This is a genomic window from Streptomyces sp. NPDC050145 (assembly GCF_044460245.1).
In the GTDB taxonomy this organism is placed as follows: domain Bacteria; phylum Actinomycetota; class Actinomycetes; order Streptomycetales; family Streptomycetaceae; genus Streptomyces.
Map to the genome: position 1 here is coordinate 179,931 of NZ_JBITJS010000011.1, position 16,874 is coordinate 196,804.

General features: G+C 72.5%; 18 protein-coding genes. 7 read left to right on the forward strand and 11 right to left on the reverse strand.

Annotation, left to right across the window (positions count from 1 at the left end):
- The first annotated feature begins 89 nt into the window (after positions 1-89).
- Positions 90-956: an endolytic transglycosylase MltG gene (gene mltG, locus ACIBTU_RS23205; RefSeq protein WP_399128259.1), complete on the forward strand. Its 867-nt coding sequence runs from the start codon at positions 90-92 to the stop codon at positions 954-956.
- 103 nt (positions 957-1,059) lie between these two features.
- Here mltG and ACIBTU_RS23210 read toward each other — a convergent pair whose 3' ends face one another.
- The 6 genes from ACIBTU_RS23210 to ACIBTU_RS23235 all read right to left on the reverse strand — a co-directional run bounded on the left by ACIBTU_RS23210 (position 1,060) and on the right by ACIBTU_RS23235 (position 6,501).
- Positions 1,060-2,172, reverse strand: a complete 1,113-nt coding sequence (locus ACIBTU_RS23210; protein ID WP_399128260.1) for an NAD(P)-binding domain-containing protein — start codon at positions 2,170-2,172, stop codon at positions 1,060-1,062.
- A 52-nt stretch (positions 2,173-2,224) separates the two neighbouring features.
- Entirely contained in the window at positions 2,225-3,403 is a 1,179-nt protein-coding gene (locus ACIBTU_RS23215; RefSeq protein WP_399128261.1) for an LLM class flavin-dependent oxidoreductase, read from the reverse strand.
- Between the two features lie 3 nt (positions 3,404-3,406).
- Positions 3,407-4,450 carry an ABC transporter substrate-binding protein gene (locus ACIBTU_RS23220; RefSeq protein WP_399128262.1) on the reverse strand — a complete coding sequence of 348 codons (1,044 nt, stop codon included), beginning with the start codon at positions 4,448-4,450 and terminating at the stop codon, positions 3,407-3,409.
- A 69-nt stretch (positions 4,451-4,519) separates the two neighbouring features.
- Positions 4,520-5,344 (reverse strand): ABC transporter ATP-binding protein, encoded by an 825-nt coding sequence (locus ACIBTU_RS23225; protein WP_399128263.1) that lies wholly within the window; start codon positions 5,342-5,344, stop codon positions 4,520-4,522.
- Entirely contained in the window at positions 5,317-6,219 is a 903-nt protein-coding gene (locus tag ACIBTU_RS23230) for an ABC transporter permease (protein ID WP_399128264.1), read from the reverse strand. The genes ACIBTU_RS23225 and ACIBTU_RS23230 overlap by 28 nt, the downstream gene beginning before the upstream one ends.
- Before the next feature lie 198 nt (positions 6,220-6,417).
- Positions 6,418-6,501, reverse strand: coding sequence for a putative leader peptide (locus ACIBTU_RS23235; protein WP_313884353.1), 84 nt, complete (start codon positions 6,499-6,501; stop codon positions 6,418-6,420).
- 121 nt (positions 6,502-6,622) lie between these two features.
- Here ACIBTU_RS23235 and ACIBTU_RS23240 point away from each other — a divergent pair, with 121 nt between their 5' ends.
- Positions 6,623-7,045: a YjbQ family protein gene (locus tag ACIBTU_RS23240; RefSeq protein ID WP_399128265.1), complete on the forward strand. Its 423-nt coding sequence runs from the start codon at positions 6,623-6,625 to the stop codon at positions 7,043-7,045.
- 55 nt (positions 7,046-7,100) lie between these two features.
- Here the strand turns inward: ACIBTU_RS23240 and ACIBTU_RS23245 are convergent, their stop codons facing one another.
- Positions 7,101-7,835, reverse strand: a complete 735-nt coding sequence (locus ACIBTU_RS23245) for a D-Ala-D-Ala carboxypeptidase family metallohydrolase (RefSeq protein WP_399128266.1) — start codon at positions 7,833-7,835, stop codon at positions 7,101-7,103.
- A gap of 176 nt (positions 7,836-8,011) precedes the next feature.
- On the opposite strand from ACIBTU_RS23245, the gene ACIBTU_RS23250 reads away from it, so the two are divergent.
- Together ACIBTU_RS23250 and ACIBTU_RS23255 are read left to right on the forward strand one after the other, a co-directional pair.
- Complete coding sequence (locus tag ACIBTU_RS23250; protein ID WP_399128267.1) at positions 8,012-9,232, forward strand: cytochrome P450; 1,221 nt, start codon at positions 8,012-8,014, stop codon at positions 9,230-9,232.
- Between the two features lie 39 nt (positions 9,233-9,271).
- Entirely contained in the window at positions 9,272-9,805 is a 534-nt protein-coding gene (locus ACIBTU_RS23255) for a 2'-5' RNA ligase family protein (RefSeq protein WP_399128268.1), read from the forward strand.
- 51 nt (positions 9,806-9,856) lie between these two features.
- Here the strand turns inward: ACIBTU_RS23255 and ACIBTU_RS23260 are convergent, their stop codons facing one another.
- The 3 genes from ACIBTU_RS23260 to ACIBTU_RS23270 all read right to left on the reverse strand — a co-directional run bounded on the left by ACIBTU_RS23260 (position 9,857) and on the right by ACIBTU_RS23270 (position 13,425).
- The gene (locus ACIBTU_RS23260) at positions 9,857-10,351 is read right to left on the reverse strand and encodes a glutathione peroxidase (protein WP_399128269.1); all 495 of its coding nucleotides are present in this window, start codon (positions 10,349-10,351) and stop codon (positions 9,857-9,859) included.
- A gap of 55 nt (positions 10,352-10,406) precedes the next feature.
- The gene (locus ACIBTU_RS23265; protein WP_399128271.1) at positions 10,407-12,140 is read right to left on the reverse strand and encodes a flavin reductase; all 1,734 of its coding nucleotides are present in this window, start codon (positions 12,138-12,140) and stop codon (positions 10,407-10,409) included.
- Positions 12,141-12,204: 64 nt separating this feature from the next.
- Positions 12,205-13,425 (reverse strand): styrene monooxygenase/indole monooxygenase family protein, encoded by a 1,221-nt coding sequence (locus tag ACIBTU_RS23270; RefSeq protein ID WP_399128272.1) that lies wholly within the window; start codon positions 13,423-13,425, stop codon positions 12,205-12,207.
- Positions 13,426-13,622: 197 nt separating this feature from the next.
- Here ACIBTU_RS23270 and ACIBTU_RS23275 point away from each other — a divergent pair, with 197 nt between their 5' ends.
- Positions 13,623-14,603, forward strand: coding sequence for an AraC family transcriptional regulator (locus ACIBTU_RS23275; RefSeq protein WP_399128273.1), 981 nt, complete (start codon positions 13,623-13,625; stop codon positions 14,601-14,603).
- A 27-nt stretch (positions 14,604-14,630) separates the two neighbouring features.
- Here ACIBTU_RS23275 and ACIBTU_RS23280 read toward each other — a convergent pair whose 3' ends face one another.
- Entirely contained in the window at positions 14,631-15,590 is a 960-nt protein-coding gene (locus tag ACIBTU_RS23280) for an NADP-dependent oxidoreductase (RefSeq protein ID WP_399128274.1), read from the reverse strand.
- A 77-nt stretch (positions 15,591-15,667) separates the two neighbouring features.
- On the opposite strand from ACIBTU_RS23280, the gene ACIBTU_RS23285 reads away from it, so the two are divergent.
- Both ACIBTU_RS23285 and ACIBTU_RS23290 read left to right on the forward strand, forming a co-directional pair.
- Entirely contained in the window at positions 15,668-16,069 is a 402-nt protein-coding gene (locus ACIBTU_RS23285) for a winged helix-turn-helix transcriptional regulator (protein WP_399128275.1), read from the forward strand.
- A 68-nt stretch (positions 16,070-16,137) separates the two neighbouring features.
- Positions 16,138-16,872: an SOS response-associated peptidase gene (locus ACIBTU_RS23290; protein ID WP_399128276.1), complete on the forward strand. Its 735-nt coding sequence runs from the start codon at positions 16,138-16,140 to the stop codon at positions 16,870-16,872.
- Positions 16,873-16,874 lie beyond the last annotated feature (2 nt).

Sequence of the window (16,874 nt, forward strand, 5' to 3'; positions counted from 1 at the left end):
GTACCGGCACTGACCCACTCGGGGTCGTTGCGGGCATCCGACATGAAGATATGCCAGGAATGCCCCGATCTGCGGGTTACCGTTCCGGCATGCTGAACGAGATTCCGCGACGGAAGACCGTCCGACTCACGCGCAGGGGCCGTATCGCGCTGCTGGCGTCCGGGGCCGTCGTGGCGGCCACCGCCGTCGCGGTTCCGCTGGTGATGTCCGGCGAGGACCAGGGGCGGCCCGAGGCCCTGATGATTCCGGAGGGCTGGCGCTCCGGGCAGATCTACGACGCCGTGGACAAGGCCCTCGGCGTGCCGGTCGGGACGACGAAGAAGGCCGTGCCGCAGGCGGGCCTCAAGCTGCCGGGCGACGCCCGGGGCAATCCGGAGGGCTACCTCTTCCCGGCGACGTATCCCCTGAACGACAAGTCGACACCGCAGTCCGTACTGGCGTACATGGTCGACACGGCCAACCAGAAGTTCAAGGCGAAGCAGCCCACCGCCGGCGCGGATCCGAACGCGATGAACCTGTACCAGACCGTCACCGTCGCCAGCATCATCGAGGCCGAGGCGGACAACCCGGCGGACATGGCGAAGGTCGCCCGCGTCATCTACAACCGGCTCGACCGCGGTATGCCGCTGCAGATGGACTCCGCCCTCAACTACGGGCTCGGCCGCTCCACCCTGAAGACCAGCGAGCAGGACATGAAGTCCGACAGCCCGTACAACACGTACGCGCGCACCGGGCTGCCGCCGTCGCCGATCGGCAATCCGGGGGAGCAGGCCATGAAGGCGGCGATGAATCCGGCGCAGGGCGACTGGGTCTACTTCGTCACGGTGAAGCCGGGCGACACGCGCTTCACGGCGAACTACGAGGAGCAGCGGAAGAACGTCGAGGAGTTCAACAAGCACCAGGCGGGAGCGGACAAGGGGAAGTCGAAGCAGTCTCCGCAACAGTCCGCTCAGTAGTCGGTCCAGCCCCCGCAGCCGCAGCAATCGCAGCAGCCGCAGCAGCAGGGCTGATCCGGGCGGCCGGATCAGGCTGTCCCGGGCCCCCGGGGCGTCCCGCGCCTCAGTCGACCACCACGGCGTCCCGCGCGAGCAGGCGCTGGATGTCCCGTACGGCGGCCCGCCCCGCGCGGTTCGCGCCGATCGTGCTCGCCGACGGGCCGTACCCCACCAGATGTACCCGGGGGTCGAGGGCGGCGCGGGTGCCCTCCATGCGGATCCCGCCGCCCGGCTCGCGCAGTCGCAGCGGCGCGAGATGGTCGACGGCGGCCCGGAACCCGGTGGCCCACAGGATGACGTCGGCCTCGATCTCGCGCCCGTCGTCCCAGGCCACACCGGTCTCGGTGATGCGGTCGAACATGGGCAGCCGGTCCAGGACGCCGTTCGCGCGGGCCTCGCGGATCGCGTCGTTCACGGGGAGCCCGGTCACGGAGACCACGCTGAGCGGGGCGAGCCCCTGGCGGACCCGCTCCTCGACCAGGGCCACCGCGGCCCGGCCCCGGTTCTCGTCGAAGGGGCCCTCGCGGTAGACGGGCGGCCGGCGGGTCACCCAGGTCGTCGACGCCGCGTACGGGGCGATTTCCATCAGGTGCTGGGTGCCCGAGGCGCCGCCCCCGACCACCACGACCCGCTGCCCGGCGAACTCCTCGGGCCCCGGGTACTGCGCGGTGTGCAACTGGCGCCCCCGGAAGGTCTCCTGGCCCGGGTAGCGCGGCCAGAACGGCCGGTCCCAGGTGCCCGTGGCGTTGATGAGCGCGCGCGTGGACCACGTACCGGCGGAGGTCTCGACGAGCAGCCGCCCGCCGTCGCCCTCGCGCACCCGGTGCACGTCGACCGGGCGGCGCACCCGCAGGTCGAAGGCCTGCTCGTACCGGTCGAAGTACTCGGCGATCACCTCCGACGACGGCCGGTCCGGATCGGCGCCGGTCAGCTCCATGCCGGGCAGCGCGTGCATCCCGTGCACCTTGCCGTACGTGAGGGAGGGCCAGCGGAACTGCCACGCGCCGCCCGGATGCGGCGCGTGGTCCAGGACGATGAAGTCCCGCTCCGGTTCCAGACCCGCCCGGCGCAGGTGGTGGGCGGCGGAGAGCCCGGCCTGGCCGGCGCCGATGACCACCACGTCGACCGGCCGCGGATCCGCCGCCGCGGCGCCTTCTCGTACCCCGATTTCGTTCACGTTTCTACTAACTCCGTCGGAGTGCGAGATCTTCCCGGCTCCGACCCGCGCCTCAGCGCCCGCGCGCGACCAGCAACGGAGCCGCGCCACGAGCACCCGCACCCGCACCCACGTCCGCCCCCGCGGTCAGGCCGCGTGCCGCCAGCTCGGGAATGACCCCCTCGCCGAACCAGTACGCCTCCTCCAGATGCGGATACCCCGACAGCACGAAGTGCTCCACGCCGAGCGCGTGGTACTCCTCGATCCGGTCGGCGACCTCCGCGTGGCTGCCGACCAGCGCGGTCCCCGCGCCGCCGCGCACCAGGCCGACCCCGGCCCACAGGTTCGGCGCGATCTCGAGACCCTCGCGCCGGCCGCCGTGCAGGGCGAGCATCCGCTGCTGCCCGACGGACTCGCTGCGCCCGAGCGCGGCCTGCGCGGCGGCGACGGTGTCCGTGTCGAGATCGTCGAGCAGCCGGTCCGCGGTCGCCCACGCCTCGCGCGAGGAGTCGCGCGAGATCGTGTGCAGCCGGATCCCGAACCGGACGGTCCGCCCCTCCCGCTCCGCCAGCGAGCGGATCCAGTCGATCTTCTCCTTCACCTGCTCCGGCGGCTCGCCCCAGGTCAGATAGACATCCGTGTGCCGCGCCGCCACCGGCCCGGCCGCCGCCGACGAACCCCCGAAGAAGATCTCCGGCAGCGGGTCGGGCGGCAGTGCCGTGAACCCGCCGTCGATCCGATAGTGCTCCCCGGCGAAGTCGAAGGGCTCGCCGCCCCACACGCCCCGCACCACGGACAGGAACTCGTCGGTGCGCGCATAGCGCCGGTCGTGGTCGAGATGATCACCGAAGCGGCGCTGCTCGGCCGAGTCCCCGCCCGTGACGACGTTCAGCAACAGCCGCCCCTGCGTGAGCCGTTGGTAGGTCGACGCCATCTGCGCCGCGAGCGTCGGAGAGATCACGCCCGGCCGGAACGCCACCAGGAACTTCAGCCGTGCGGTGTGCTGGGCGAGCGCGACCGTGGTCAGCCAGGCGTCCTCGCACCACGTCCCGGTCGGCGTGAGCACCGCCTCGAACCCGAGATGCTCGGCGGCCTTGGCGATCTGGATCAGATAGTCGAGATCCGGGGTGCGCACCCCGGCGATCGCCCCGCCCGGCGTACGCGGCAGCGCCCCGCCGCTGAAGGCGTGCCGGTCCACGAGGCTGCGGCCGTCGCCGCCGGTCGGCAGGAACCAGTGCAGGTGAACGGTCATGGCTCAGGACTCCTTGCCGTAGGCGCGCGGGGCGGTGGTGGAGGGCGGAAGGTCGCCGTTGAACCGCCGGTCGACGAACGCGCCGAAGTCGACCTTGCGCGGGATGAGCTTCAGCTGGGTGAACGTGTCGGCGATCTTCTGCTCCGAGTCGATCGCGCCCTGGTCGACGGCGACGGTCACGCGGGTGCCGTTCGTCCGCTTCACCGCGTCGAGCGCCACCTCATACGGCAGCCCGGTGTCCTTCGCCCACACCTTCGCCCACGCCTCGGGGTGCTTGAACACCCAATCCTGGGCACGGTGCAGCCGGTCGAGGTAGTCCTTGATCGCCGCCGACTTCTTCTTGTCGCCGAGCGCGTGGGGGGCGGCGACCTGGAAGCCGAGCCCGTTCGAGAGCCCGTTCCCGTCGCTGAGCACCCGCCCCTGCTTCGCCCGCAGCACCTGCGAGGTGTACGGGTCCCACACCGCCCACGCGTCGACCTTCCCGGCGGTGAACGCGGCCAGGGCGTCGGCCGGCTGAAGGTACTTGACCTTGACGTCCTTCAGATCGAGTCCCGCCTTCCGCAGGGTCGCGACCAGGTTGTAGTGCGCCGAGGAGCCCTGCGCCACGGCGACCGAGCGGCCCTTGAGCTGGGCGGGGTCCTTGAGCGCGGAGTCGTTCGGTACGAGCACGGTGTCGCCGGACGCGGTGCCGTGACTGGCCGCCACGACCTTGATCTTCGAGCCGGCGCCGGCGGCGAAGACCGGTGGGGTGTTGCCGACGCCGCCGATGTCGACGGCCTTGGCGTTCACGGCCTCCAGGAGGGGTGGTCCCGAGGTGAAGGTGGACCAGCGGATCTTGTAGTCCAGATCGTCCAGCTCACCGGCGGCCCGCAGCACCGCCTCCGAACCTCCCTTCTGGTCACCGACGTTGAGGGTCAGTGCCCCCTTCCCGTCCGTGCCGCCGCCGGAGCCGACGGTCGACGTACTGGCGGAGGAGGCGCCGGAGCAGGCGGAGAGGGCGAGCGCGAGGGGAGCGAGCACGGCGGGGAGCAGTAGGGGGCGTTTCATGACGGGTTCCGTTCCGGGGTGACGGTGAGGGGGAGGGGAGGGAGAGGGGAAGGTGTGGGTGCGGGTGCGTCAGGCGGCGGAGGCCTCGGGGTCGCCGCTGCCGGGATCCGCGGGAACGGGGGCGTCGTGGTCGTCCACACCGAGCCGGCGCAGCAGTTCGCCGCGCAGTTCCGCGAAGCGCGGATCCGTGACGTCCCGCGGCCGCGCCAGATCGACCCGGGTCTCGTGCGCGATGACGCCGCCGTCCATCACGAGAACGCGGTCGGCGAGGAGCACGGCCTCCTCCACGTCGTGCGTGACGAGCAGGACGGCGCAGCCCCGCCGCTGCCACAGCTCGCCGACCAGTCGCTGCGCCTTGATCCGGGTCAGCGCGTCGAGCGCTCCGAACGGTTCGTCGAGCAGCAGCAGATCGGGCTCGCGGACCAGGGAGCGGGCCAGCGAGGCGCGCTGGGCCTCGCCGCCGGACAGGGTCTTGGGCCAGGCGTCGACCCGGTGCCCGAGCCCGACCTCCTCCAACGCCCGTTCCGCGTCGGCACGTCGAGGCGCTCCGGGCAGCCCGAGCAGGACGTTGCGCCACACTCGCTTCCAGGGCATGAGCCGGGGCGCCTGGAACGCGACGGCCTTGCGGCGCGGGACGAGGACGGTGCCCTCGATGTCCCGGTCAAGCCCCGCGAGGATGCGCAGCAGTGTCGACTTGCCGCAGCCGCTGCGGCCCAGCAGCGCGACGAACTCGCCGGGCCGGACGTCGAGTCGCAGGTTGTCGATCACGGCCCGCCCGTCGAAGGACCGGGTGAGTCCGGCGACCCGCACCGCGACGCCGGCGGAGTCGGGACGGGCGGAGTCGGAGCGGGTGGATTCGGGTCCGGTCAACGGCCGGTGAACGTCGGTCGCCATTGCAGCAGCAGCCTTTCGAGGGTACGGACGACGAAGTCGGCGAGCAGGCCGAGGAACGCGTAGACGACGAGGCACACGACGATGACGTCGGTGCGCAGGAAGTCCCGCGCCTGCACCATCAGGAAGCCGATGCCGGAGTCCGCGTTGACCTGCTCCGCGAAGACCAGCGCGAGCCAGGAGACACCGAGCGAGAAGCGCAGCCCGGTCATGGCGCCGGGCAGCGCCCCCGGCAGCACGACATGCCGTACGAGGCCCCAGCGGCTGAGGCCCAACGACTCGCCCGCCTCGATGAGTTGGGCGTCGACACCGCGGATTCCGGCGTACACGTTCAGGTACAGCGGGAACGAGACGCCCAGGGTGATGATCGCGACCTTCGGGGCCTCGCCGATCCCGAACCAGATGATGAACAGGGGGATCAGACCGACGAACGGCACCGTCCGCAGCATCTGGACGCTGGCGTCGACGAGATCCTCACCGACGCGGAACAGCCCGGACGTCAGAGCCAGTCCGACGCCGACGACGAGCCCGAAGAGCAGCCCGAGCGCCACGCGCTGAAGCGACACCCCCATGGCGTTCGGCAGCGACCCGTCGGCGATCAGATCACCACCGACCCGCGCGATGGTCCCGGGCGAGGCCAGCACCTCCGGCGTCAACACGCCGGTGGAGCTGAGCAGTTGCCACAGCGCGAGAAGAAGGAGCGGACCCGAGCTGCGGCGCAGCCAGCGGGGCACGCGGGTGCGCCGGGTCGAGGCGGCGAGGAGCGGCACGAGCTCGGGTCCGGGAGCACCTGGGGCGGCACTCCCGGCGTCTCCGCCGTCCGACTTGACGGATATATCGCTCGCGACGGGCGTGGGTGGGGCATGGCTGATGCTCATGGCACTCCATGGCAGGCGGAAGGGCGCCACGGCGCGGCGGCGGGCGCGCGTCGGCGAGCACCGCGCACGGCTGTGGCGGATGAGGAAGACGTGAAGTGGCCCCGTGGCGGACCCACGCGACAGACCCCGGCACGGGCGGCCGGCAGGGATCAGGCGGGAATCAGGGCGACGAGGGGGACCGGGGGTGCGAGAAGGGCGTCAGCGGCCGCGTCGACACGCGGCGGAAGCCACCCGCAGCAGGTCGATGTGACCGCGCGTGGTGAGAAGGGCTGAACGCAACATGCAGCAGAACGTAGCCAGTTCGTCGGCGCACGGTCAACGGCGTCTCAGACCGTGGACCCGTGCGATCGTCCCGTGGACGCGCTGCCGTGCCCGGGCGCCCCGAATCGGCCACAATGACCCCATGCCCGAAGCCTTCTCCACGCACGTCCTGCACGTCACCACCGGCGCCACGGAACGGGTCGTCGACCTCACCCGCGACTGCGAGGCGTTCCTCCGCGTGGTCGCCGACGGCCGCGACGGCCTGCTCAACCTCTTCGTCCCGCACGCCACGGCGGGCATCGCCGTGATCGAGACCGGCGCCGGCAGCGACGACGACCTCCTGGCCGCCCTGCACACCCTGCTCCCGGCCGACGACCGCTGGCAGCACCGCCACGGCACCCCCGGCCACGGCCGCGACCACGTCCTCCCGGCCTTCGTCCCGCCCCACGCGACGCTCCCGGTGATCGGAGGGCAGCTGGAGCTCGGGACGTGGCAGTCGGTGTGCCTGGTCGACACGAACAAGGACAACCCCGACCGCCAGGTCCGGTTGAGTTTTCTGGGGTGAGGCGGGGCGGGCGTGAGCGCGCCCCGCGGGCCCGGCCTGAGCCGGACGAGAGGCTCTAGATGCCGCAGGAGGAGGCCGACCAGTAGCGGGAGCTCTGGGTGCCGAGGTGGGCGTGGTCGCTGTGGCCGGGGTAGCCCGGGCCGAGGATCTCGTTGAAGCCGTGGTACCTGGCCTGCTTGACGATCTCGCAGAACGTCGGGGTGCCGACGAGGTCGATGGCGCGGCCGTAGAGATGGTTGCTGCCGGCGGCGCCGCCGACCGCACTGTTGCAGGAGTAGGAGCGGAAGCCGCTGCTCGTGTTCAGGGAGCGGTCGCCGAGGGCGTGCCGCAGGGCCTCCAGTTTCCACATCTGCTGGAGCGCGTTGGCCTTCGCCGCCGCCGCGGAGACGGCGCCGCCGGACCAGTCGGAGTTGCAGCGGTTCATCTCCGCGTACGTGAAGTGGATGGGGGTGCAGTCGCCGTCCTGGAGCGCGTAGATCTTGCTGAAGGTCTGGGTTCCCGCGACGCCGTCGGCGGACAGGCCGTACGCCTGCTGGAACCGGGTGACCGCGGCCTTCGTGGCGGGGCCGAACTGCCCGTCCACCGTGAGGACTCCGCCGTATCCGGGGTGTCCGGCGACGCGGATCTGCAGCTGGCGGACGTCCTCGCCGCTGCTGCCCTCGCTGAGGGTGCGGTTCCAGGTGTAGCAGGTGTCGGCGTGCGCGGTGCCGGCGGTGACCGCCGTACCGAAGGTGGCCAATGATCCGAGCATGACAAGCGTGAGCAGGGCGCGGAGCGGGCGTCTGAGCACGATGCCTCCAGAGGGAGGGAGCCTGGGGTACCGACAGTGGCGGAACGGCGCTACGCGCGTCAATACCGCCCGGGTGGACTCCCGTTGCCGTACCTCTACGATGTGCGGCACACGGCCGGACGGGCCGCCTGAGGGGGAGGGCACCGTTGACTGCACAGACGCGTACACAGGGGAGCGTGCCGGAAGAGGCGCACCGGTTGGATCCGGCGGGCGGCTGTCCGCACGCCGACAACGCCCGGTTGCTCGCCGCCGGTGCCGTCGCCGCGGTGACCCTGCCCGGCGACGTGCCGGCCATGGCCGTGCTCGGTCACGACGCGCTCAAGGAGTTCCTCGCCCACCCCGACGTCGCGAAGGACGCGGTCCACTTCGCCGCGCTGCGGGAGGGCCGGATCCCTGACGGCTGGCCGCTGCGCACCTTCGCCACCGTGCAGGGGATGACCACGGCCGACGGTGCCGACCACCGCCGGCTGCGCTCCCTGGTCGGCCGGGCCTTCACCGCCCGCCGGGTGGCCGGGCTCCGCCCGCGGGTGGAGGAGCTGACGCGCGAACTGCTCGACGGACTCGAGGCCGCGGCGGACGGGGGCGGAGTGGCGGACCTCCGGCGGCACTTCGCCCTGCCGCTCCCCATGGGCGTCATCTGCGAACTGCTCGGCGTCGACGCCGAGCACCAGGACCGCCTGCACCACCTCTCCAGCCAGATCGTCGCCACCGACATCGGCCCCGAGGCCGTCGTGGCGGCCAACCGCGAGATGGTGGAGGTGCTGGGCCGGGTGGCCGCGGCCCGCGCCGCCGATCCCGGCGACGATCTCACCAGCGCGCTGATCGCGGCCCGCGAGGAGGACGGCGACCGGCTCGGCCCCCACGAACTGCTCGGCACGCTGATGCTGATCATCATCGCCGGGCACGAGACGACACTGAACCTGATCACCAACGCGGTACGCGCCCTGTGCACCCACCGCGAACAGCTCGCCCTCGTACGGGACGGGAGCGCGACGTGGGAGGACGTGGTCGAGGAGACGCTGCGCTGGGACAGCCCCGTCAGCTACTTCCCGTTCCGCTACCCGACCCGTGACCTGGAGCTCGGCGGGACGACGATCCCCCGGGGGACCCCGGTCCTCGCCGGGTACTCGGCGGCGGGCCGCGATCCCTCCGCACACGGACCCGACGCCGACCGCTTCGACCTCACCCGCGGCGCGGCCCGGCACCTGTCCCTCGGCCACGGCCCGCACTTCTGCATGGGAGCGCCGCTCGCCCGCATGGAGGCGACCACGGCACTCCGGCAGCTCTTCACCCGGTACCCGGACCTGGACCTGGCCGTACCCGAGCCCGAACTCCCGCGCCACGCCTCGTTCGTGGGGAACAGCGTGCGCAGGCTCCCGGTGCGGCTGCGCCCCTAGGGCGTGTGGGATCCTGCGGGCGGCCGGGAGGAGAGCGTGATGCCCGAGACGGGGACGACGGCGGTGCTGGCGCTGGTGCCGGAGGCGGACGTGCTGCTGGAGGTCGCGGCGTCGGTGGACGAGCGGGTGGTGCGGGCGGGCGTTCCCGCACACGTCGCGCTGCTCTATCCCTGGCTCCCGGCGGGGCGGATCGGTGACGACGGTCTGGAGCGGTTGAGCGGGGTGCTGTCGCCGACGGGGCCCGTCACGGTGGACCTGACCCGGATCGAGCGGGCCGACGGATTCGTCGGCGTCCCGGTGCCGGAACTGGGCCCGATCGCCGGCGCCCTGCGTGCCGCCTACCCGGGACAGGTCCCGTACGGAGGCCGGTTCGGCCCGGATCCGCGGGCCCATCTGACCGTGGCGCTGGGCCCGGAGCCCGGCGTCGCCGACGAGATCGAGCGGCGCGCGGCCCGGCGGCTGCCGATCACCGCGCGGGTCGCCCGGCTGCACGTGGTGGAGCTGACGTCGATGGGCTGGCGGCCGGTCGCCCACATCCCGCTGACCGGCCGCGCCCCGCACCCGTCCTCGTAGGCCTCCCGGACGCCCTGAGCATCCGGGACGGTGGGCCCGTGGCCCGCCCGGTCAGCCGGCCGCGAGTTCCTTCTCGATCGCGGTCACGACCTCCGGCGCGTCCGGCAGCGTCTGCGGCGAGAACCGCGCGACGACCTCACCGGACCGCCCCACGAGGAACTTCTCGAAGTTCCAGCGGATGTCCCCGCTGTGGCCCTCGGCGTCCGCGGCCTCGGTGAGCCGCGCGTACAGGGCGTGCCGCTCGGGGCCGTTGACGTCGACCTTCTCCGTCATCGGGAACGTCACGCCGTACGTGGCGGAACAGAACTCCGCGATCTCGTCGGCGTTGCCCGGCTCCTGCCCCATGAACTGGTTGCACGGCACGCCGAGCACCGTGAAGCCGCGCTTCGCGTACCGCTCCTGGAGCTGCTCGAGAGCGGTGTACTGCGGGGTGAGGCCGCACTTGGACGCGACGTTCACGATGAGGACGGCCTGTCCCGCGTACTGGGACAGCTCGGCGGGACCGCCCAGGAGGCGGTCGATCTCTACTGCGTCGAAAACGGTCATGCCCGGAGCGTACGCCGCACGGCCACCGGCCCGGCGCTCGCCCCGAGGGGCCCGCTCACAGATCCGGGTGCTTCGTCGCCACGTGGTAGTACCCCGAGTGGAACACCAGAGGGGCGCCGCCGCCGGACTCGTACTGCTCCACCTCGCCGAGGAAGACGATGTGGTCGCCGGCCTCCAGGCGCTGGACGGTGCGGCACTGGAAGCGGGCGACGGCGCCGTCCAGCAGGGGAGTGCCGGCGATGCCCGGGGTGGTGGGGATGCCGAGGAACTTGTCCTCGGCCGGGGTGGCGAACTGGCGGGAGAGATGGTGCTGGTCGGCGGCCAGGACGTGGACGGCGAAGTGCGAGGCGTCGGTGAAGTCCGGGAGGCTCGGGGCGTTCTTGCCGGGGCACCACAGGACGAGGGGCGGGTCCAGGGAGACGGAGGTGAAGGAGTTCGCCGTCATGCCGACGGCCCGGCCGTCGGGCGCGCGGGCTGTCACCACTGTCACCCCGGTCGCGTACTGACCGAGCGCGCGGCGCAGTTCGCGGCCGTCGAAGCGGGTGGCGTGCCGGTCGCGCTTCTCGGCGAGGAAGCGGTGCGCTTCGGCCTCCTCGAACCACCAGCGGTAGAGCGTGCGTGGGTCGTCGAAACCCGCGGCGAGGGCGGCGGCGACCGCGGGGATCTCGGCCGCCGCGGACAGCAGTTCGCGGTGGTGCGGGCGCAGGTCGGTCAGGAGGGAGTTGGTCCAGCCGACCGCCCACTGGGCCCAGCCGCGCCAGAAGTTGTCGAAGGTGCGCTGCATCCACTGCGGGGTGAACTCGGCGGTGCCGTGGCGCAGGATGCTGTCGAGGTAGTGGGACGCGGCCTGGGCCGCGTTGTTCGAACCCTGGCCGGTGATCGGGTCGTTGAGGACGACGGCGTCGGCCATGCCGAGGACGTGCCGGCCGGAGGCGAGGCGGGCGACGGGGTGCCGGACGGTCGGGGTGATCCGGCCGCGCAGCACGCCGCCGCTGTCGGTGAGCCGGGCGTGCCGGCAGCGCTCGTACTCGTCGGGGAAGAACCGGTGGAGGATCTCCAGCGAGCGGGCGAGGTGGGCCTCGGGGGTGACGATGTCGTCCCAGCAGTCCATCGGGCCGCCGGGGACGCCCTCGAAGACCATGATCTCGCAGGGCCCGGTGGTGGTGAGCGCGGGGAAGGAGAAGTACTCGCCGACGCCGGGGACCATGCGGTAGTGGACGGAGGCCTCGCCCTCGGCCTCCTCCCGCGGCGCCGTGCCCGTGACGTACGTCAGGGCCGCCGCGCGGCGCGGCCGGTCGTACGGGGAGAGCTCGGCGTTGCGCGGGAAGAGGTGGCTCAGCTCCGCCTTGCCGGTGGAGACCACGACGAGATCGTGCGTGCGGGCGTACCACTCGAGGTCGCCGACCCCCGCCTCGTGCAGCACGAGCTCGCCGCGGCCGTCCTTCGCGAACTGCTCCAGCCAGGCGGCGCACTTGACCCGCTGGTCGACGGAGTGGGCGGGCCCCTCCAGCGGCGCCCGCCAGGAGACCTCCGGGGCGCCGTGCGGGCCCACGAGAGAGAGCGCGATGCCGGTGATGTCCGGGGCCCGGTCCTCCCAGTGGTGCAGGCCGAGTTCCCGCTCGCTCTGGAGCGCGGTGTCGAACATGCACTGGCTGGACATGACCGGGCCGCGACGTATCTCGTCGGGGCCGCGGTCGGTGACCAGGGTGACGTCGTAGCCGTGCGCCTGGAGTCCCAGGGCGAGTTGGGCGCCCGCCTGCCCGGCGCCGATCACCGCGATCCTTCTCATGGTCCCGCTGTCCTGCTCTCGTGTCTTACCCGTGTGCCGCTGACGTGCTGGTTCTGAGGGGACCTCAGGCGGTGACCGCGGTGAGGTAGCTCTTCGCGGCGGCCGGGTCCATGAACCAGTGGAAGAGGTCGCGCGGGTCGTCGAAGCCGTTCACGAAGCGGGCGGCGATCCGCTGGTTGGCGCTCGCCGCGCCGAAGAGCTCCAGGACGTGCTGCGGCGGGGCGCCCAGCATCGCGTTGGTCCACGCCGTGGCGGACTGCGCGTTGTCCCAGAAGCGGCCGAAGGCCAGCTCGATGAAGTCGGCGTCGTACGGGCGCTCGCCGTGGTCGAGGATGGCGGCGAGGTAGGCGGCGGCGCACTTCGACGCGTTGTTGGAACCCTGGCCGGTGATCGGGTCGTTGAGGACGACGACATCGGCGAGGCCGAGCACCCGGGCGCCCGAGGGCAGCGTGGCGACGGGCTTGCGGACGGTCGGCGCGAAGCGGCCCGCGAGGGTGCCGTTCTGGTCGGTGAGCGCGAGGTCGGTGCAGCGCTCGGCCTCCCACGGGACGTACGTCCGCAGCAGCTCCTGGAACGTCGCCAGCTGCTCGTCGGGGGTGAGTCCGTCGAAGCAGTCGAGCGGGCCGCCCGGGACGCCCTCGAAGAACATGATGTCGCACGGGCCGGTGGTGGTGAGGCTGGGCATGGTGAAGTACTCGCCCAGACCGGGAACGACGTTGAAGCTGACGCCGGTGCGGTGCGGGAGCGGCGTCATGCCGGTGACGTACGCCAGGGCCAGCGCGCGCTGCGGGGCGTCGTACGGGGACCGCTCGGCGTCCCGCTCGAACAGCCCGGCGATGTCGCCCTTGCCGGCCGCGACGACCACGAGGTCGGACTCGTCGGCGTACTGCTCCAGGTCCTCGACGCCGGCCTCGTGGATGACCAGACGCCCGCCGCGGCGCGCGAACTCGCCCATCCAGATGGGCATCTTGACGCGCTGGTCGACCGAGCGGGCGGTGGCGTCGAGGCGGGCGTCGAAGGCGAGCGCGCGACCGCCCTGGCCGTCGGCGATGTTCACGCCGAGCCCGGCGATCGGCGGGCAGGCGTCGCCCCAGAAGTCGAGGCCGAGGCTGCGCTCGTGGGCCAGCGCGGTGCCGAACATGGCCTGGCTGGACATGACCCGGCCCTCGCGGATCTGGTCTCCGGTGCGGTTGGACACGAGGGTGACCTCGTAGCCGTGGGCGAGCAGGCCGATGCCGAGCTGGAGACCGGCCTGGCCGGCTCCGACGATGGTGATCTTGCGCATGGGGAACTCCGGGGATCGGTTCGTGCGTGAGGGACGGTGTGCCGTGCGGTGCCCGGCACTCCCTGCGTCGTCGAATCCCTGGTCGCTTCTCGGGGCCGCGGCGGCCGGGGGTCAATCCTGGTATGCAAAGATCATCTTTGCTATCCGGATCGCGCGGATCACTGTCCTGATCGCGCAGCTCGGCGGTGGAGGTCCGCATGCAAGGTGAAGAGCTACCCCTCGCGAACCGCCAACGGTTCCACACAGCGGACATATGGGAGGCGCGGGCCGAGGTCGGCCGCGCCTTCTGCCCGCACGAACTCCACATCACGCAGCGCTCGGCGACGCTCGACGCCCGCCTGCACGCCGCGCCCCTCGACCGGACGGGCCTGTACTACCTCGACTACGGCACAGAGGTCCGGATCACGCCCGGTGACCTGGAGAGTTTCTTCCTCGTCCAGATCCCGCTCGCCGGGCACGCCAAGATCACTTGCGGTCGCGAAGAGATCGTTTCCTCCCCGGAACTCGCTTCTGTCCCGTCTCCGGCCGGAAAGCTGGACATGCGCTGGGGTGCGGGCAATCCGCAGCTGATCGTGTGGTTCGACCGGGCATCGCTGGAATCGCACCTGGGCAGCCTGCTCGGCCGCGTCGTGCGCCGTCCGATCCGCTTCTCGCTCGGCATGGACCTCACCGCGGCGGACTCCCGCTCCTGGCTCAACATCGTCGACCTCCTGCGGCGCGAGGCGGAGCGGCCCGACGGCATGACGAGCCGGCCCGTCGTGACGCAGCAGCTCGAATCCCTGCTCATGACCCAGCTGTTGATGGCCCAGCCCCACACCTACACGCCCGCGCTGCTCGGCGAGCAGCCGCGTGTCGCCCCGCCCGCGGTCCGCCGCGCGATGGACGTCATCGAGGGGCACGCCGCCGAGCCGCTCACGGTCGCCGAGATCGCGGAATGCGTGGGCGTCGGCGTACGGGCCCTCCAGGAAGGCTTCCGCCGGCACCTCGACACGACCCCGCTCGCGTACCTGCGCATGGTCCGCCTGGACCGCGTCCGCAAGGAGCTCCTGACCGCCGACCCGGGCGCGACGACCGTCACGGCCGTCGCGTCCCGCTGGGGCTTCCTGCACCCGGGCCGCTTCTCGCTCGCGTACCGCACACAGTTCGGGGAGTCTCCGTCCGAGACGCTCCGGGCGTAGCGGGCGGGCGCCTGCCCGTACGAGGCCTCAGGCCGCCCCGGGATCCGGCACCAGCACCAGCCGCCCGCGCAGCCCGCCCTTCGCCACTCGAAGGTGCGCCTCGGCCGCGTGCTCGAGCGGGAGGACGTCGGCGACCCGCAACGTCAGCTTCAGAGCGGCCAGTTCGGCCAGCGCGGCGCCGTCGGCCCGGATCCAGTGCTGGTGGACCCGGATCCCGCGCAGGGGCACGGGCGCCGCACCGCCGACCACCGTGGCATGGGCGCCCCCGGTGCGGACGGCGGCCAGGGCGCGGATGCCGGACCCCGCCGTGTCCAGCGCCGCGTCGACACCACCCGGCACAAGGCGCCGCACCTCGGCCGCGAGGTCCTCGGCGGCGCGGTCGACGGTCCACTCGGCGCCGATCCCGCGGACGAACTCCTCGTCGGCGGCGCCCGCCTGGGCGACGACGCGCAGTCCCCGCCGTGCCGCGATCTCGACGGCGAAGCCACCGACCGCCCCGGCGGCCCCCGTCACCAGCAGGGAATCGCCCGCCGAGAGACCGAGCAGGTCCAGTGACTGGAGCGCCGTGAGGCCGTTCAGCGGCAGGGTCGCCGCGGCCACGGCGTCGACACCGGGCGGAGCGGGCGCGACCGCGACGGCGTCCAGGACCAGATGCCCCGCGTAGGCGCCCAGCGACACGTCGAGCAGATCGCGCAGCCCGATCACCCGCTGCCCGGGCGCGAACGCCGTCACGCCCGCGCCGACCCCGTCGACCACGCCCGCGACGTCCCAACCGATACCGGTGCGCTCCCGGGCCGCCATCAGTCCCGCCTCGACCAGCGCGCCGGAGCGGGTGGCCAGGTCCACCGGGTTGACGGTCGCCGCCTCGACCCGGATCCGCACCTGCCCGGGGCCCGGCTCCGGCAGGGGGACCGTCACCGTCCCGAGCACATCGGTACCGCCGTACCCGTGGGCCACCACGGCCCGCATCTGCTCTTCTGTGTTCATGCAGCACACCGTAGGGACCGCTACTCTCCGACGGGAAGTACGCACTTCGAGGTGCGTACGGCACCGGAAGGAGAGCCATGCCCACGCGCACCGCCGTCGGCCGCCGGGCCGAGGAGAGCGCCGCCTACAACGCCTATCTCGCCGAGTGCCCCGCCCGGCAGCTCCTGGACCGCATCGCCGACAAGTGGGTCAGCCTCGCCGTCAACGCGCTGGCCGACGGGCCCCAGCGGTACAGCGACCTGCAGCGCCGACTGGCGAGCGTCAGCCAGAAGATGCTCACGCAGACCCTGCGCCACCTGGAGCGTGACGGGCTCGTGACCCGCACCGTGACCCCCGCCGTCCCGGTCCGCGTCGAGTACGAACTGACCCCGCTGGGACGCTCGTTGCTGCCGGTCATGTGCGCGATCAAGGGCTGGGCCGAGGAGCACATGGACGAGGTGCGGGCCGCCCGGGACACGTACGACGACGCCGGGGACTGACGGGGGGCCTCGGAAGCGTGCGGCCCGGATCCCACGCCGCCGGCCCGCCGGAGTGGCACAGTGGCGGTATGTGCGGCCGCTACGCATCGACCCGTAATCCGAAGGACCTCGCCGGGCTCTTCGACGTGACCGAATGGCGCCCCGAGGAGGAGCTGGCACCGAGCTGGAACGTCGCCCCGACCGACCCCGTGTACGCCGTCCTGGAACGGCCGGCGCGCGACGACGCCGACCGGGTGCGCCGCGAACTGCGCGCCCTGCGCTGGGGCCTGGTGCCCTCCTGGGCGAAGGACCCCAAGGCGGGGGCGCGGATGATCAACGCGCGGGTGGAGACCGTGCACGAGAAGCCCGCCTACCGGCGTGCGTTCGCCAAGCGCCGCTGCCTGCTGCCCGCCGACGGCTTCTACGAGTGGGACCCCGTCAAGGACGAGGCCACCGGCAAGGTCCGCAAGCAGCCGTACTTCATCCACCCCGCCGACGACCGGATCATGGCGATGGCCGGTCTCTACGAGTACTGGCGCGACCCGGACGTGAAGGACGACGACGATCCCGACGCCTGGCTGATGAGCTGCACGATCCTCACCACCGAGGCCACCGACGCGGCCGGCCGCGTCCACCCCCGCATGCCCCTCGCCCTCACCCCCGAGCACTACGACACCTGGCTCGACCCCCGTCACCAGGACACCGAGGACCTGCGCGCCCTGCTCACGCAGCCAGGGGGCGGCCGGCTCGACGCCCGCCCGGTCTCGATGGCCGTGAACAACGTCCGCAACAACGGGCCCCAACTGCTGGACCAGGTCGGCTGAGC

Excerpts from the sequence above, each read along its gene's own strand:
- ACIBTU_RS23230 (WP_399128264.1), bottom strand. The coding sequence starts at position 6,219 with ATGAGCATCAGCCATGCCCCACCCACGCCCGTCGCGAGCGATATATCC.
- ACIBTU_RS23225 (WP_399128263.1), bottom strand. The coding sequence starts at position 5,344 with ATGGCGACCGACGTTCACCGGCCGTTGACCGGACCCGAATCCACCCGC.
- ACIBTU_RS23260 (WP_399128269.1), bottom strand. The coding sequence starts at position 10,351 with ATGACCGTTTTCGACGCAGTAGAGATCGACCGCCTCCTGGGCGGTCCC.
- ACIBTU_RS23280 (WP_399128274.1), bottom strand. The coding sequence starts at position 15,590 with ATGAACACAGAAGAGCAGATGCGGGCCGTGGTGGCCCACGGGTACGGC.
- ACIBTU_RS23265 (WP_399128271.1), bottom strand. The coding sequence starts at position 12,140 with ATGAGAAGGATCGCGGTGATCGGCGCCGGGCAGGCGGGCGCCCAACTC.
- ACIBTU_RS23220 (WP_399128262.1), bottom strand. The coding sequence starts at position 4,450 with ATGAAACGCCCCCTACTGCTCCCCGCCGTGCTCGCTCCCCTCGCGCTC.
- ACIBTU_RS23290 (WP_399128276.1), top strand. The coding sequence starts at position 16,138 with ATGTGCGGCCGCTACGCATCGACCCGTAATCCGAAGGACCTCGCCGGG.
- ACIBTU_RS23270 (WP_399128272.1), bottom strand. The coding sequence starts at position 13,425 with ATGCGCAAGATCACCATCGTCGGAGCCGGCCAGGCCGGTCTCCAGCTC.
- ACIBTU_RS23255 (WP_399128268.1), top strand. The coding sequence starts at position 9,272 with ATGCCCGAGACGGGGACGACGGCGGTGCTGGCGCTGGTGCCGGAGGCG.
- ACIBTU_RS23235 (WP_313884353.1), bottom strand. The coding sequence starts at position 6,501 with ATGTTGCGTTCAGCCCTTCTCACCACGCGCGGTCACATCGACCTGCTG.
- ACIBTU_RS23285 (WP_399128275.1), top strand. The coding sequence starts at position 15,668 with ATGCCCACGCGCACCGCCGTCGGCCGCCGGGCCGAGGAGAGCGCCGCC.
- ACIBTU_RS23275 (WP_399128273.1), top strand. The coding sequence starts at position 13,623 with ATGCAAGGTGAAGAGCTACCCCTCGCGAACCGCCAACGGTTCCACACA.
- mltG (WP_399128259.1), top strand. The coding sequence starts at position 90 with ATGCTGAACGAGATTCCGCGACGGAAGACCGTCCGACTCACGCGCAGG.
- ACIBTU_RS23215 (WP_399128261.1), bottom strand. The coding sequence starts at position 3,403 with ATGACCGTTCACCTGCACTGGTTCCTGCCGACCGGCGGCGACGGCCGC.
- ACIBTU_RS23240 (WP_399128265.1), top strand. The coding sequence starts at position 6,623 with ATGCCCGAAGCCTTCTCCACGCACGTCCTGCACGTCACCACCGGCGCC.